Below are 15,456 nucleotides of genomic sequence, written 5' to 3'. Positions count from 1 at the left end.
GGGGAGCCACCGTGGAGCGGGAAGAGGGCGGGTTCGGCGCGGTGCTGCGGGCGCATCGCAGCCGGGCGGGACTGACCCAGCGCGAGCTGGCGTCGCGCTCAGGCGTCAGCCTGCGCGCGATCCGGTACCTGGAGCAGAACCGGGTGGCGCGGCCGCGGCGGGATTCGTTGCGGCGCCTGGCCGAAGCGCTGGAGCTGCCCGACGCGGTGGCCGCGGCGTGGGCGTGCGGTGACTTCCGGCTGCCGCCCGACCAGTTGTCGATCGGCGTGCTCGGCCCGCTCACCGTGACCAGGGACGGGGTGCCGCTGGACCTGGGCCCGGCCAAGCAACGCTGCCTGTTCGCCCTGCTGGCGTTGCGCGCGGGCGAGGTGGTCGACCGCGCCGAGATCATCGACGTGCTGTGGGGCGACCGGCCGCCGGCGAGCTGCTCGAACCTGGTGCACACCTACGTTTCCGGCCTGCGGAAGGTGCTGGAACCCGAGCGCGGCGGCCCGTTCGCGCCCGCGCTGCACTCCAGTTACGGCGGTTACCGGCTCGACGCCGCGGACCTCGATCTGGCGCGGTTCGACGACCTGGCCCGGCGGGCGCGGGCCTCGCGGTTCGCGGAACCACAGGTGGCGCTGGCGTTGTTCGCGCAGGCGTTGCGGGAGTGGCGCGGTCCGGTGCTCGCCGGGCTGCCGCCGAACCTGCGGGCGCACCCCGTCGCGCTGGCGGTCTCGAGTCGTCGGCTGGCGACCGCGTTCGACTACGCCGACACCGCGCTCGCCGCGGGTGAAGGCGCCCGCGCGGTCGGCGAGCTCCAGGAGCTGGCGGGCGAAGAACCGTGGCACGAAGGGCTTTCCGCCCGGCTGATGCTGGCGCTCGCCGCGTCCGGGCAGCAGGCGGCGGCACTGGCGTTGTTCGCCGAGGTCCGGCAGCGACTCGCGGACGAGCTCGGCGTGGAGCCGGGCGCCGAGCTGCGAGCGGCACACCTGCGCGTGGTCCGGGGCGAACTCGGCTGCGGGGAAGTGGTGCCCGCGCAACTGCCCGCGGACGTCGACGGGTTCGCCGGCCGGGCCGGGTACCTCGCGCGGCTCGACGAATTCGCCCCCGCCACCGTGCTGCACGGCCGCGCCGGGGTCGGCAAGAGCGCGCTGGCGGTGCACTGGGCCCATCGCGTCCGCGTGCGGTTCCCCGACGGCCAGCTGTACGTGAACCTGCGCGGGTACACGCGGGACCCGGTGCGGCCACTGGACGTGCTCACCCGGTTCCTGCGCGCGCTCGGCGTGCCCCCGGACGGCGTACCCGTGGAGCTGGAGGAGGCCGCGCACCTCTACCGCACCCGGCTGGCGAACCGGGCCGTGCTGGTGGTGCTGGACAACGCGGCGGACAGCGAGCAGGTGTGCCCGCTGCTGCCCGGCACGGCCACCTGCCTGGTCACCAGCCGTGACCGCCTCTCCGCCGGACCGGGCGCGCGCCGTATCCGCCTCGACGTGCTGGAGCAGGCCGAAGCCCACCGGCTACTGGCGGGGATGCTCGGCGAGGAGCGGCTGGCCGCCGAACCCGCGGCCGTCCGCGAACTGGTGACCGCGTGTGACCAGCTGCCGCTGGCCCTGCGGCTGGCCGGGGCCAACCTGCTGGCGGCGCCGGGGTCCGGGGTGGCCGCCTACAACGCCGCGGTGCGCGCGCACGGCAGGCTGCGCGAACTGGAGGACCGGCATGACGCGGTCCGCTCGGCGTTCGACCTGTCCTACGCCCGGCTCGATCCGCGGGCTCGGCGGCTGTTCCGGCTGCTGAGCCTGGTCCCCGCGGACTTCCCCGGACCGGCCGCGGTGGCGCTGCTCGGGGATGCCGGCGGCCGCCGGGTGCTCACCCGGCTGGTGTCGGCGAATTTGGTCGCCGAACCGCTGACCGGGCGGTTCCGGCTGCACGACCTGCTGCGGGGTTATGCGGCCGAACGGGCGGTCGAGGAAGAAGGGGAGGCGGCGCTGGAAGCCGCGTTGTCCCGGCTCCGCGAGGACGGACTGGGCGAACCGGAGATAAAGCCCGAGCCGGTCCGCGACGCCGGATTAGTGCATTGGCATCAGGTGCGGTAAAAGAGATATTTGCCACTGTGTGGAACCGAGCCGGGGAAAATGCTCTGACCACCGCATATCGGGCCCCCGACTATATCCGTAACACTGTCATTGGTCCGGACCTATGCCTTGTCCGGGACGCGGGCTAGTCCTCCCGCGGGCGCCTGCTGACGCTGCCGTCGGCGAAGCGGACCTGGTTCCGGCCGCCCTCCTTGGCCTCGTAGACCGCCGAGTCGGCGGCCTGCAGCAGCGACTCCAGCGAGTCGCCGTGCCGGGGGAACAGGGCCACGCCGATCGAGGTGGTGCGCCCGGAGATGGTGGTCGGGTCGCCGCGCTTGTCGGTGCTGTCGATGCTCAGCGCGGCGATCGTGTGCAGCACCCGTTCGGCCGCCAGTTCCGCGGCGGTGGGGTCGATCTCGGGCAGCAGCACGAGGAACTCCTCGCCGCCGAACCGGCCGACCACATCGGACGGTCGCGTCACCTGGTCGAGTGCTTCGGCCACCGACCGGAGGACGTCGTCGCCCGCCGGGTGGCCGAACGTGTCGTTGATCCACTTGAAGTGGTCCAGGTCGATCATCAGCAACGCCAGGCTGTCCTCGCCGCGGCTGGTCCTGGACAGCGCACGCTCGGCGGATTCCGACCAGCCACGCATGTTGAGCAGGCCGGTCTTGGGATCGGTGCGCACGTCGCTCTGCAGCTGGTCCAGCTCGGCCAGCCGGTTGAACACCACGGTGACCACCGCCATGATGGCCACCGTCGGCGGCATGGTGACCAGCAGGATCGCGGTCATCGCCCCGAGTCCGGTGGTCACCGCCTCCAGCACGTTGTCCGCCTTGCTGCCCAGGATCGTGGTCGCGTTCGGCCGGGACTTCGACGCGGCCGCGATCGCCCCGCCGACGTAGATGATCTGGATCGCCTCGTAGATCACCGCGGTCAGCACCACCAGCGCGAACTCGCGGAGCGAGCCGGCGACGGTCAGGGAGGTCCAGTCCTGCGGGCCGAGGTCGGCGAAGGCCAGGTGGGCCACCGCGGCGGCCAGGCTGTGCGAGATGGTGGAGAAGACGAAGTTGTGCGCCGGGCGCCGGGCGGTGAACCAGCGTTGCCCCCGGATGATCACCACCAATGCGACGATCAGCGGTACCGGAACAACCAGTACGGCCGGGAAGATCCAGACCGCGGTGAGGTCGATCAGCACGGTTTTCGTGCGACTCCTGCGCCGTTCTTCCTGCCGCTGCGTCAATTGGATGTGAATGGTCGCGCCAGCCACGAGAATGGCGAACCGGATCCAGTCGAGCCCGTTCGGAGCATCGGAGACGGAAAATGCGTACACCAGTCCGGTCGCCGCGATCGTCTCCATTACCAGCAAATACGCGACGAGCTTTTTCGGCCGCTGCCAGATTCCCCAGGCACGGGGGTCGAATGGGTGCCGATCCGGTTTGTCCCCGCCTGTTCCGGCGGCCGTTCCCGCCGGTTCCGAAACCGGTTCCGCTGCGGTCGCGCCGCCGGCGGAGGCCACGGTCTCCGGCTCGGTGGCACCGGTGGGAAGACCGGAATCGCCGGTCGCGGGCGGTGGTCGCTCTCCGGGCATCAGGGCCATCGGCGCACCTCCCGTCCACCCCGGCCCGAGCACCTGGGTAACCTTTCCGGTACGTGAGTGGGCACCGGATCGACCTTCACGACCGGTACCATCTCACGACACCGCCAAGCGCGAGGTAGGACGGGCGCACGTCCGGTGAGTTGAGGTGTTGACGCCGGGCGTGCATGAGCGAAGATGCTGCCAGCGTCTTCTTGACCGACAATGGAACGATGCGGGTGTGTGGCGTTTTGTTCGCGAGGAGGTGTTCCCGGTGGCGGGTCGTGACTTCTGATCTGGTGAATGTAATGGTTTTGCGCTGTCGCTAGTGCTGTGGGGAGGTGTCGGACGTGACCGGCCGTGACTTCTGATGCGGATTCTGTTGTGGATTTTCGAGCTGGTGATTGCCCCGAGGAGGTGTTCCAGGTGGCTGGTCGTGACTTCTGAGCATCCCCGTGTCGTCCCCGCACCGTCCGCTGACGGTCCGGTGGTTGTGTTGTCGCCGCTCCCGGCGTCGTCGTTACCGCGGTGCACGTTCATTCCGGGCTGTCCGCGTCCCGCCTGGCGCGGGCCCATGACCAGGCCAGCGGCAGCCCGAGCACCACGCCCAGCGCGCCGCCGATGGCGATCGCGGCGGTGGCCGAGCCCGCCAGCTGCGCGAGCGCGCCGCCGAGCGCGGCCCCGATGCCCTGGGTGACCCGCAGACCGGTGCGGTAGAGCCCGCCGGCCCCGCCCCGGAGCTCGTTGGGCACCCAGGTGATGAAGGTGGCCCCGACGGTGACGATGTAGGCCCCGGCGACCCCGGCCAGCGCCAGCGCGGTCAGCGCGAGCACCAGGCTCGGCTCGACGGCGAAGACGAGCAGGATGGCGTTCGGCACGATAGCCAGTACGCCGATCACCCGGCGGCGGACCTCCGCCCGCAGGTAGTTCGACATCAGGAAGACCCCGAGGATGAACCCGAGCGGGTCCGCGGCGAGCAGCCAGCCGACCGCTTCCGGCGGCGCCCCGATCTCCTCGGCCAGCGGGGCCGCGAGCCCCTCCGGGATCATCGCGAACCCGACCAGCCAGGACAGCCCCAGCAGTACCCGCAGCCGCCGCTGCCCGGAGACCCAGCGGATCGCGCCGAACCACGGGTCGGCCCCGTCGCTGGCGGCCGCCCGCCGGAGCACCCGCAGCCGGATGGCCACCGCGCTGACCGCGAAGGTGAGCGCGTCGATGGCCAGCGTCCAGCTCACCCCGATCGTGGTGACCAGCGCCCCGGCCCCGATCAGCCCCAGCAGCATGGCCAGGTTCGTGGTGATGCCCCGGATGTCCTGGCTGCGCAGGTACAGCTCGTCGGAGGTGAAGACCTCCCTGGTCAGCGCGTTCTGCGCGGCGTTGGCCGGGGCGCCGAACAGGCGGGCGAGCACCACCAGCGCGACCAGCGCCACCAGCGGGGTCCCCGGGATCGCCATCACGCCGACCACCACCGCCTGCGCGGCCGCGCAGGTCCACAGCACGGTCCGGCGCGGGTAGCGGTCCGCCAGCTGAGCCAGGCCGAGCCCGCCCGCGAGCGCGGGCAGGTAGGTCATCGCGTAGGCGAGCGCCGCCCACAGCGGGGAGCCGGTGCGGGCGTAGACGGTGATCGCCAAGGCGACGGTGGTCAGCTGATCGCCCGCCACGGACTGGGCCTCGGCCAGCCAGAGCGTGCGGAACTCGCCGTTCCGGAGCACCGCCCGCATCCGAGGAGGAGCGTTCGTCTTCACCGTCAGTCTTCTTCCCCCCGATCGGGTGAACTTGCTCGGGCATGCATTGTGTCCTGCGGGTACGAAGGCTCTGACAGTGCCTTCACCCGGACGACACGTCCGGCGACGTTCAGTATGACGTTCACCACTGCGTAGCGAGAACCCCACCTCAGTAGTAAGACTGCGAACGTGTTCGCGCCGTTACCGAGGGTGGCGCCGTTCGGAGTGACCGAGTGACCCGTGCGGCGATATCACTGGGCCGATCAGGCTCACTCGTTCGGCGCAGTGAGCCTGCCGTTCGGCTACCCGGACGCGCGCGGATGACCCTTCGTGGCCAACACTGGACGTGAGGGCTGGTAGCAGCGGGTGAGCGAATCCGTCGGATCCGCTCCGCTGGCGGGACCGGCCAGGGGACGCACAGGAGGTCCAGGGCGATGAACGGATTGCTCGAGCAGAAGGCGGTCGTGGTCACCGGCGGGGGACGGGGACTCGGGCAGGCGTTCGCGGTGCACGCCGCGCAGGCCGGAGCCGCGGTCGTGGTCAACGACGTGGACGTGGAGTTCGCCGAGCGGACCGCCGAGGGCATCCGCGCGCAGGGCGGCCGCGCGGTGGCCAGCGGGCACTCCGTGGCCGATCCGAAGCAGGCGCGGGCCATCGTCGACCGGTGCGTGGCCGAGTACGGCCGGATCGACGGGCTGGTCAGCAACGCCGGGGTCAACTACGAGGCCCTGCCGTGGCAGGAGGACCCGGACCAGGTGCGCGAGCTGATCGAGGTCAACGTCCTGGGCGTGGTGTACACCGGCATGGCCGCGGCCGAGGCGATGGTGGCGCAGGGCGGGGGCGGCTCCATCGTGAACATCTCCTCCGGGGCGTCGCTCGGGCAGCGCAAGCTCGGCGTGTACGCGGCCAGCAAGGGCGCGGTGGCCTCGCTGACCTACTCCTGGGCGCTGGACCTGGAGGAGGTCGGGATCCGGGTCAACGCGGTGTGCCCGCTCGCGCACACGCGCATGGTCTGGAAGTCGGAGCGCTCGCTGCGCAACTGCCCGCCGGACCGCACGCCGTCCCGGATCGCGCCGCTGGTGCTGTTCCTGCTCGGCGAGAACTCCGCGGGCATCACCGGGCAGATGATCCGCTGCAACGGCCCGCAACTGCACCTCGTCGGCCAGCCGCACTTCAAGGCGCCCATCCTGGAGCGCGACGTCTGGGACACCGAGAGCGTGGAACGCGCCTTCGACGAGGTGTTCAGCGCGCACCTGGAGCCCTACGGCCTGGAGAAGCGCGTACCGCCGAAGCTGCGGAAGTGGACCGAGAACCCCTTGCGCACAGCCTGACCTCGGGGCCGGGTCCACCCGGCCCCGAGGTCTGTGCGTCAGGCGGTGGGGGCGGGGGCGTAGAGGTCGGCGATGGTGGGGGCGTACCGCTCGTTGATCACCCGGCGCTTGAGCTTGAGCGTCGGGGTCAGCTCGCCGGTCTCCGGGGTCCACGCCTTCGGCAGCAGGTGGTACTTCTTGATCTGCTCGACGCGCGCCAGCCGGCTGTTCGCCGACTCGACCGCCCGGTCGATCTCGGCGCGGATACCCGGGTGGGCGGCCAGTTCGGCGGGGTCGGCGGCCTCGATGCCGTTCGCCGCCGCCCAGGCCGGGGCGATCTCGTCGTCCAGCACGATCAGCGCCGAGATGAACGGCTTCGAGTCACCGAGTGCCACCGCCTGCCCGATCAGCGGGTGCTCCTTGAGCAGGCCCTCGATCCGGGTCGGCGCGATGTTCTTGCCGCCGGAGGTGATGATCAGTTCCTTCTTGCGGTCGGTGATGAAGACGTAGCCGTCCTCGTCGATGGTGCCGATGTCGCCGGTGGCGAACCAGCCGTCCTCGTCGACCGCGGGCTGGATCGAGCCGTCCGGCTGCAGGTAGCCGAGGAAGACGATCGGGCCGCGGACGAACAGCTCGCCGTCCTCGCCGACCTTGACCTCCACGTCGGCGACCGGGCGGCCGACGCTGCCCGCGCGGAAGGCGTCCGCGGTGTTGGAGGTGGCCGCGCCGGTGGTCTCCGACAGGCCCCACACCTCTTCGATCTCCACGCCGAGCCCGGCGATGAAGTAGAGGATCTCCACCGGCAGCGCGGCCGCGCCGCTGGAGGACAGCAGCAGCCGGTCCAGCCCGAGCATCTTGCGGACCGGGGCGAGCACCGCTTCGTCGGTCTGCGCGATCCGCTCGGCCAGCTCGGCGGGCACCTCCTGGCCCGCGCTGCGCAGCTTGTAGCCCTCCTGCAGCAGCTCGTTCGCCGCGGTGAGCGCCTTGCGGTTCTCCTCCGGCGCGGCGGCGAGCATGTTCTTCAGCCCGGCGACCATCTTTTCCCACACCCGGGGGACCCCGAAGAAGCCCTGCGGCCGCACGCGCCCCAGCGCGGCGACGATGCCGCTCGGGTCCGCCAGTGTGTGCACGTGACCCGCATAGGTGATGGGCATGTAGAGGGAGAGCTCACGCTCGGCGATGTGCGCCAGCGGGAGGTAACCGATGGTGTCCACGTGCTTCGGCGTGTCGTGCAGCCGGTGCACCGCGTACGCCTGGTGGATGGCGTTGCGGTGCGACATCACCACGCCCTTCGGCTCACCGGTGGTGCCCGAGGTGTAGATCATCGACAGCGGGTCGTCCGGGTGGATGCGCTGCCAGGTCTCGTCGAACACCGACGGGTCGGCCGCGTGCAGTTCGGCACCCTGCGCGCGTACTTCGGCGAGGCTGACGAACCGCTTGTCGTCGGCGGGCACCGCGTCGGCGTCCATCACCACCACGTGCCGCAGCGCGGGCAGGTCGTCGAAGACCGTGCTCCAGCGCTCGAGTTCGGCGGCCCCGCCGAGCACCACGATCGGCGCCGCGCTGTGCGTGGCCACGTACCGGATCTGGTCCGGGCTCAGCGTCGAGTAGGCGGTGCAGGGCAGCGCGGCGAGGTGGGTGGCGGCGAGGTCGGCCACCAGGTGCTCGGGCCGGTTCGCCGCCATGATCAGCATCCGGTCGCCACGGGCGAGGCCCAGCTCGCCGAGGCCGCGGCTGACCGCGGCGATCTCGTCACGCAATCCGGCCCAGGTGAGGGTCGGCAGGTCCGCGTCGTCGAGCGAGGTCAGCGCCGGTAGCTCGGCGTACTCGGCGGCGTTGCGCGCGAGCAGCTTCGGGATGGTCTGGCCTTCGGCTTCGTGCACAACGGACGGCGGAGTGGTCAACGCTGGCCTCCCTGGTCGGCTTTTCGGTCACTGTAAATGCTTGTTAACAAACTGGGAAGAGTGCGCGCCGCGACCGCGTCGACCGGACAGCTTTCCACCAACCGACCAGACATACCGTTTGGTCGGTCCCCCGGCTGGGACGACGATCACGGCGCGAATGGCCGTTAACTTATGAGCAGGCTGCGGACCAGCGTCTCGCCGAAGGACGGCTCGGTCAGCGGTGGCTCGGCGCGGGCGAGGTCGGTGACCACGTTGAGCGCGGCGTACACCCGCAGCCGGGTTTCCGCGGCGGGCTCGTCCCCGCGCGAGGAACCGACCAGCCGCACCCACTCGTCGACGTGCCGCCGTTGCGCCGCCCGCAGCGTTTCGCGGTCGCCCTCGGGCAGGTTGTGGTTTTCGGACAGATATACGGAGACCAGCCCGGCCTGGTCGAAGGCGATCCGCACGTAGGTGGGGATGAGCCGGTCCAGCGCCTCGCCGGGGTCGCGCGCGCCGGTCAGCGCGGTGGTCGCCGCGTGGGACAGCCGCTCGGTGGCCCGGTGGTAGATCGCCGCGAGCAGATCGCCCTTGCCGGCGAAGTGCCGGTACAGGCTGGAGGCGTTGATCCCGGCCCTGGTACCGATCTCCTCCATGCTCACCGCCTGGAAACCACGCTGGTGGAACAGGTGCACCGCTTCGACCAGCAGCCGCTCGCGGCGGGAGACCAGCCGCAGCATCTCCTCGCGGGGGCGGTCGGCGCGTGGCCGCGGGGGCGGGGGTTCCGGCAGGGCCAGCACGTTCGCCGCCAGCTCGCGGACGACCACTTCGGTCCGGCCCTTCGCCAGGCCCACGCGATGGGTGCTCAGGCTGCCGAGCACGCTGAACGCGGCCAGCGTCAGCAGGGTCGCCGGGGCGCGGTCGAGGTCCGGGCGCGCGGCCAGCAGCAACGAGCGCACCGAGCGCACGGCCACCCGCGTACGCGCGGTCGCCGTTCGGCGCTCGTCCTCGGGGAGGTGCCGGTCCTCCCACTGGTACAGGCGCGTCAGCGTGCGCCGCTCGACCGCGAACGCGGCCAGGTTCCGCAGCGCGGAGTCGAGCCGCTCGGCCGCGGATTCCGCGCCCTCGGCGGGCACGGCGGCGGTGGCCAGTCCCTCGGACAGCTCGCCCACCGCGTGTGCCAGTATCGCCTGCTTGGTGCGGAAGTGCCGGTAGATCGCGGGCCCGGTGATGCCGACGGCGTCGGCGATCTCGTCCACCCCGACGCTGTGGTAACCGCGGCGGCAGAACAGCTCGGCGGCGGCCAGCGCGATCTGCGCCTTCCGGTTCTTCGGCCGCCGGGCGCGATCGGCCGGCGATGAGGTCGGAGCTGCCATCGGGGGCAGCCTACGCGCCCGGGCGCCCGCCTCACCCCAGATCGACCACCTGCGGTCCGGGCGAGGTTTCGTACAGGCCGTCGATCTCGGTCCGGTACTTGTCCGCGATCGGCTTGCGCCGCAACGACATCTTCGGGGTCAGCTCGTCGCCGCCCGGGTCCCAGGCCGACGGCACGATCCGGAACCGCTTGATCTGCTCGGCGCGGTTCAGCTTCTCGTTGCCCGCGCGCACCGCTTCGGCGACCGCGGCCCGCACGGCGTCGCTCTGGGCGGCCACGCCGACCGACGGGTCGCTCAGCCCCAGTTCCTCCGCGCGGGCGGCCACCATCTCCGGGTCGAGCACGACGAGCGCGGTCACGTAGGCCTTCGCGTCCCCGATCGCCACCGCCTGGGCGATCAGCGGCGACGCGGCCTTGAGCGCGTTCTCGATGTTGGTCGGCGACATGTTCTTGCCGGCCTCGTTGATGATCAGTTCCTTCTTGCGGTCGACGATGGTGACGAAGCCGTCCGCGTCGATGGTGGCGATGTCACCGGTGTGCAGCCAGCCGTCGGCGTCGATCGCCTCGGCGGTCTTGTCGGGCTGCCCGTGGTACCCCGGCGTGATCAGCGCGCCGCGGCAGAGCAGCTCGCCGTCCTCGCCGAGCTTGAGCTCCACGCCCTCCATCGCCTTGCCGACCGAGCCGATCTTGTACGCGCCCGGGGCGTTGGTGGTGGCCGCCGCGGTGGTCTCGGACATGCCCCACACCTCGTACACCGGCAGCCCGAGGCCGAGGAAGTACTCCAGCGTCTCGGCCGGGATCGCCGCGGCGCCGGAAACCGCCCAGCGCAGCTGGTCGAGGCCGAGCGCGTGCCGCAGCTTGCTCAGCACGAGCTTGTCGGCGAGCGCGTGCTGCACCTTGTCGGCCGGGGACGGCTGCCTGCCCGAAGCCTTGGCGACCGAAACCCGGCGGCCCACGCCGATCGCCCAGTTCGCCAGGTTCCGCTTGACCGCCTTCGGTTCCGCGGCGAGCTTGGTTTCGATGCCACCGCGGATCTTCTGCCACACGCGCGGCACCGCGACCCAGATGGTCGGGCGCGCGTCCGGCAGCGCGGCGGCGATCGTCCGCGGGTCGTCGACGCAGGTGATCTGCACCCCGCGCACCAGGCTCAGGTAGTGCGCGGACATCCGGTCGGCCACGTGCGCGCTGGGCAGGTACGAGGTGATCCGGTCGTCCAGGCCCGGTTCGAGGTGCGGCAGCAGCGCGCGGGCTTCGGCCATCACGTTGGCGTGGGTGATCTCCACGCCCTTCGGCGGCCCGGTGGTGCCCGAGGTGTAGATGAGCGTGGCCACGTCACCGGGCTCCACGGCCCGCCACGCGGCTTCGAGGTCGAAGTCTTCGGCACCAGCGGATTCCAGCTGTGCCAACGAAATCGTGCCCTCGGCTTCGCCGCCGACCAGCACCACGTGGTCCAGTCTCGCGCCGGAGGCGGTGATGCGGTCCAGGAACTGCGGTTCGGTCACCACCACCCGGTTCGCCGCGTTGCCGAACAGGTAGGCGATCTGCTCCGGGGAACTGGTGTTGTAGATGGAGAACGGCGTGGCACCGAGGTGCAGCGCGGCGGTGTCCACCAGGTGCGCTTCCGGCCGGTTGCCCAGCATCATGCCGACGGTGGCACCGCGGCCGACGCCGTGCGCGGCCAGCCCGGCGGCGAGCAGGCGCACCCGCTTCTCGTACTCGCGCCAGGTGAGGTCCTGCTTCCCGCCGGGCACCCGCAGCGCGATCGCGCCGGGGCGGAGCCGGGCCGTCCGCTGGAACGCCTCGCCCAGGGTGCGCACCGTGCCACCCGCGGGATGCGGGCACTCGACACCGTCCGTCATCACTGACCTCCGCTTCTCACCGGCGATTGGTGCAGGCTAGTCGCGCAGCGTGAAAACGGACACCGCCCGCGAGGTCACAAGGCGGCCACGAACCGGTCGGGCAGCGGTGTTCCGGGCCGGTCGTCGAGCAGGCCCCGGCGCGCCAGTTCCGGTCGCACGCCTTCGCCGAACCAGTACGCCTCCTCGAGGTGCGGGTAGCCGGAGAGCACGAATTCGTCCACACCAAGGGAGTGGTACTCCTCGATCAGGTCGGCGACCTCGGCGTGGCTGCCGACCAGCGCGGTGCCCGCGCCACCGCGGACGAGCCCGACACCCGCCCACAGGTTGGGGTGAATTTCCAACCCGCGCACGCCGGCGTCGAGATTTCCGTTGTGCAGCGCCACCATCCGCCGCTGCCCGACCGACTCGCTGGCCGCGAGTTGTTCCTGCGCCTTGGCCACCTGCTGCGGGTCGAGCGCGTCGAGCAGCTTCTGCGCTTCGGCCCACGCCTCGGCGGAGGTGTCGCGGGAGATGGTGTGCAGGCGGACGCCGAACCGCGGCTCACGGCCCAGCCGGGCGGCGAGTTCGCGCACCTTGCCGATCTTCTCGGCGACCTGCGCCGGTGGTTCACCCCAGGTGAGGTAGACGTCGGCGTGCTTCGCGGCGACGGGCAGCGCGGCCGCCGACGAACCGCCGAAGTACACCGACGGCACCGGATCCGGTGGCGCGAGCAGGGTCGCGCCCTCGACCTTCAGGTGCTCGCCGTCGAAGTCGAACGGCTCACCGCGCCACACCCCGCGCACGATGGACAGGAACTCGTCGGTCCTGGCGTAGCGCGCGTCGTGGTCGTGCCAGTCGCCGAACCGGCGCTGCTCCACCGCGTCGCCACCGGTCACCACGTTCAGCAGCAGCCGCCCGCCGGACAACCGCTGGTAGGTCGAAGCCATCTGCGCGGCGAGCGTGGGGGAGATGACCCCGGGCCGGAACGCCACCAGGAACCTCAGCCGCCGGGTCTCCCTGAGCAACGCGGCCGTGCTCAGCCAGGCGTCCTCGCACCAGGTGCCGGTCGGGGTCAGCACGCCATCGAACCCCAGGTGCTCGGCGGCCCGCGCGACCTGCGCGAGGTAGTCGATGCTCGGCTGCCGTTGCGCGCTCGGGCCGAGGGATCGGTTGGCGTGGAAGCGTTCCACGATCGTCCGGCCGTCCCCGGTGGTCGGCAGGAACCAGTGCAGGCGCACGCTCATCTACTTCTCCCTCACGGTTCGCAGGTCGTCCGAATAGCGCTGGTCGGCGAAGGCGGCGAAGTCGATCGCGCCGGGCAGCAGCTTCTCGTCGGTGAAGGCGTCGGCCAGTTCCTGCTGCGACCCCAGCACCTGGTCGTCCAGTGCCACCGGCAGTTCCACGCCGCGGGCGGTGGCGGCGCCGGTCACCTCGGGCTTGAGGCCGGTCTCCGCCGCCCACGCGGCCGCCCATTCGGGCCGGTGGGTGTCGGCCCACTTCTGCGCTCGGGCCACTCTGGTGACGTACTCGCGCAACACCGAATTCTTCCCGGGATCGGCCAGTGCGTCACGCCCGGCCACCTGGAAGACGTAACCGTTGGTCTTCCCGACGCCGTCGGTCAGCACGCGGGCGTCCGACTCCTGCTGCGCCTGGGAGGTGTAGGGGTCCCAGACCGCCCAGGCGTCGATCGCCTTCTGGTTGAACGCGGCGAAGGCGTCGGCGGGCTGCAGGTAGGACAGCTTGACGTCCTTTGTGGACAATCCGGCGGCACGCAGGTTGTAGAGCACCTGCCCGTGCGCGGAACTCCCCTTGGCCACGCCGATGGTCTTGCCCCGCAGCTCGGTGATGTCCCGCAGGGGTGAATCCTGGGGCACCAGCAGGGCGTCGTCGACGACCGGCGCCTGCGCGGCGGCGACCACCGAGATCTTCGCGTCCGCGGCGGCGGCGAAGATCGGCGGCGTGTTGCCGACCCGGCCGATGTCGATCGCCCCCGCCGAGGCCGCTTCGAGCAGCGGCGGACCGGAGGTGAAGGTGGAGAACTCGATCCGGTACGGCAGGTCGTCCAGCAGTCCGGCCGCGGTCAGCAGCGACTTCACCCCGCCCTTCTGGTCACCGACCTTGAGCGTGACGTTCGCCAGTTCGGCCGCGCTGACCGGCGCGGGTGGTGCCGCGGCGGGTTCCGCCTGGCTGCCGCAGCCCCCGAGCACCGCCGCGGCGAGCAGCGCGGGCAGGGCCTTAGACGGTGTGGGCATGTTCGGTCACTCCTAGATCGACCAGCACTCGGGTGCGGGTTTCGAGGTGGTCGGCGAGCCGCCGCGGGCGCGGGTGGTCCAGCACGTGCTCGGCGGCGATCCGGCCGTCGTCGAGCACCAGCACGCGGTCGGCCAGCAGCAGCGCTTCGTCCACGTCGTGGGTCACCAGCAGCACGGCGGGGTGGTGGCGCTGCCAGAGGTCTTCGACGAGGCGGTGCATGGCGAGCCGGGTCAGCGCGTCGAGCGCACCGAAGGGTTCGTCCAGCAGCAGGAGGTCCGGTTCGCGGACCAGCGCCCTGGTGAGCGAAAGTCGTTGTGCCTCACCGCCGGAGAGCGTGCGCGGCCAGTCGTCGGCGTGCTCTTCGAGCTGGACCTCCCGCAGCGCGCGCAGGGCGAGTTCGCGGTCGGTGCCGTGGCCCGGCAGGCCGAGCACCACGTTGCGCCACACCCGGCGCCACGGCAGCAGGCGCGGTTGCTGGAACGCGACGGAAACCGTGCCGCGCACGGAAGCCTCGCCGCTGATGCCGGTGTCCAGTCCGGCCAGCACGCGCAACAGGGTCGACTTGCCGGAGCCGCTGCGGCCCAGCAGTGCGACGAACTCGCCGTCGGCGATCTCCAGACTCAGTCCTTTGAGGACGGTTCGCTCGCCGAACTCCCGGCTCAGCTCGCGCACCCGTACGGTCAGTTCCCGCGCCATCGCAGCGCCCTTCCTTCCAGTAGCCGGACCAGCGCGTCGGTGGCCAGGCCGAGTGCGGCGTAGACGATCAGCCCGACCACGATCACGTCGGTGCGCAGGAACTCGCGGGCGTTGTTGATCAGGTATCCGAGACCGGCGTCGGCGTTGACCTGCTCGCCGACGATCAGCGAAAGCCAGGCGATGCCGAGTGACTGCCGCAGGCCGACGAGCGTCTGCGGTACCGCGGACGGCAGCACCACGTGCCAGAGCCGTTCCGCCCTGGTGTAGCCGAGCGCGGTGGTGGCTTCGACGAGTTGTGCGTCCACCGAGCGGATTCCGGAGTGGACATTGAGGTACAGCGGGAAGGCGACACCGAGCGCGACCAGCACGATCTTCGGTGTCTCGCCGATGCCGAACCACAGGATGAACAGCGGGATCAGGCCGAGGAACGGCAGGGTGCGCAACATCTGCACGGGCGGGTCGACGAGCAGGTTCCCCCATCGCGAAAGGCCCGCGACGATGCCGAGCAGCAGCCCGATCGTGGCGCCGATGGTGAAGCCGGCCAGCACGCGGGTGACGGACACGGCGAACGCTTCGCCCAGCTCGCCGGTGCTCGCGGTGTCGATACCGGCCTGCAGCACGGTCAGCGGGGAACTCAGTTTTTCCGGTGGCAGCAGGCCGGAGCCGCTGGCGAGCTGCCACAGCACGAGCAGCGCCACCGGACTGATCCAGCGCAGCAGGCCCGAATGGGTTGTGGACACGGCGAAATCTCCC

11 protein-coding genes are annotated in these 15,456 nt (G+C 71.3%); 2 read left to right on the top strand and 9 right to left on the bottom strand.

The window, feature by feature from the left end; translation table 11 throughout:
- The first annotated feature begins 11 nt into the window (after window positions 1-11).
- On the top strand, window positions 12-2,075 hold the full coding sequence (locus JOM49_RS41980; protein WP_209670376.1) for a BTAD domain-containing putative transcriptional regulator: 2,064 nt from the start codon (window positions 12-14) through the stop codon (window positions 2,073-2,075).
- A gap of 124 nt (window positions 2,076-2,199) precedes the next feature.
- On the opposite strand, the gene JOM49_RS41975 is transcribed toward JOM49_RS41980, so the two are convergent.
- Window positions 2,200-3,651: a GGDEF domain-containing protein gene (locus JOM49_RS41975; protein WP_209670374.1), complete on the bottom strand. Its 1,452-nt coding sequence runs from the start codon at window positions 3,649-3,651 to the stop codon at window positions 2,200-2,202.
- Window positions 3,652-4,163: 512 nt separating this feature from the next.
- Window positions 4,164-5,348: an MFS transporter gene (locus JOM49_RS41970; protein WP_209672270.1), complete on the bottom strand. Its 1,185-nt coding sequence runs from the start codon at window positions 5,346-5,348 to the stop codon at window positions 4,164-4,166.
- 437 nt (window positions 5,349-5,785) lie between these two features.
- On the opposite strand from JOM49_RS41970, the gene JOM49_RS41965 reads away from it, so the two are divergent.
- On the top strand, window positions 5,786-6,682 hold the full coding sequence (locus JOM49_RS41965; RefSeq protein WP_209670372.1) for an SDR family NAD(P)-dependent oxidoreductase: 897 nt from the start codon (window positions 5,786-5,788) through the stop codon (window positions 6,680-6,682).
- Window positions 6,683-6,720: 38 nt separating this feature from the next.
- Here JOM49_RS41965 and JOM49_RS41960 read toward each other — a convergent pair whose 3' ends face one another.
- The 7 genes from JOM49_RS41960 to JOM49_RS41930 all read right to left on the bottom strand — a co-directional run bounded on the left by JOM49_RS41960 (window position 6,721) and on the right by JOM49_RS41930 (window position 15,443).
- Window positions 6,721-8,565, bottom strand: a complete 1,845-nt coding sequence (locus JOM49_RS41960; RefSeq protein WP_209670370.1) for an AMP-dependent synthetase/ligase — start codon at window positions 8,563-8,565, stop codon at window positions 6,721-6,723.
- Window positions 8,566-8,729: 164 nt separating this feature from the next.
- A complete protein-coding gene (locus JOM49_RS41955) occupies window positions 8,730-9,917 on the bottom strand; it encodes a TetR/AcrR family transcriptional regulator (protein WP_209670368.1) in 1,188 nt (395 codons plus the stop codon).
- A 31-nt stretch (window positions 9,918-9,948) separates the two neighbouring features.
- Window positions 9,949-11,775, bottom strand: coding sequence for an AMP-binding protein (locus JOM49_RS41950; RefSeq protein WP_209670366.1), 1,827 nt, complete (start codon window positions 11,773-11,775; stop codon window positions 9,949-9,951).
- A 74-nt stretch (window positions 11,776-11,849) separates the two neighbouring features.
- Window positions 11,850-12,998, bottom strand: a complete 1,149-nt coding sequence (locus tag JOM49_RS41945; RefSeq protein WP_209670364.1) for an LLM class flavin-dependent oxidoreductase — start codon at window positions 12,996-12,998, stop codon at window positions 11,850-11,852.
- Window positions 12,999-14,006, bottom strand: a complete 1,008-nt coding sequence (locus JOM49_RS41940) for an ABC transporter substrate-binding protein (RefSeq protein ID WP_209670362.1) — start codon at window positions 14,004-14,006, stop codon at window positions 12,999-13,001.
- Window positions 13,990-14,703: an ABC transporter ATP-binding protein gene (locus tag JOM49_RS41935; RefSeq protein WP_209670361.1), complete on the bottom strand. Its 714-nt coding sequence runs from the start codon at window positions 14,701-14,703 to the stop codon at window positions 13,990-13,992. The genes JOM49_RS41940 and JOM49_RS41935 overlap by 17 nt, the downstream gene beginning before the upstream one ends.
- Window positions 14,688-15,443 carry an ABC transporter permease gene (locus tag JOM49_RS41930; protein ID WP_209670359.1) on the bottom strand — a complete coding sequence of 252 codons (756 nt, stop codon included), beginning with the start codon at window positions 15,441-15,443 and terminating at the stop codon, window positions 14,688-14,690. The genes JOM49_RS41935 and JOM49_RS41930 overlap by 16 nt, the downstream gene beginning before the upstream one ends.
- Window positions 15,444-15,456: the final 13 nt, after the last annotated feature.

It is taken from the genome of Amycolatopsis magusensis (assembly GCF_017875555.1).
Taxonomy (GTDB): domain Bacteria; phylum Actinomycetota; class Actinomycetes; order Mycobacteriales; family Pseudonocardiaceae; genus Amycolatopsis; species Amycolatopsis magusensis.
Note: the sequence above shows the minus strand (reverse complement) of the source record. Positions and strands in the feature narration are given on the sequence as shown.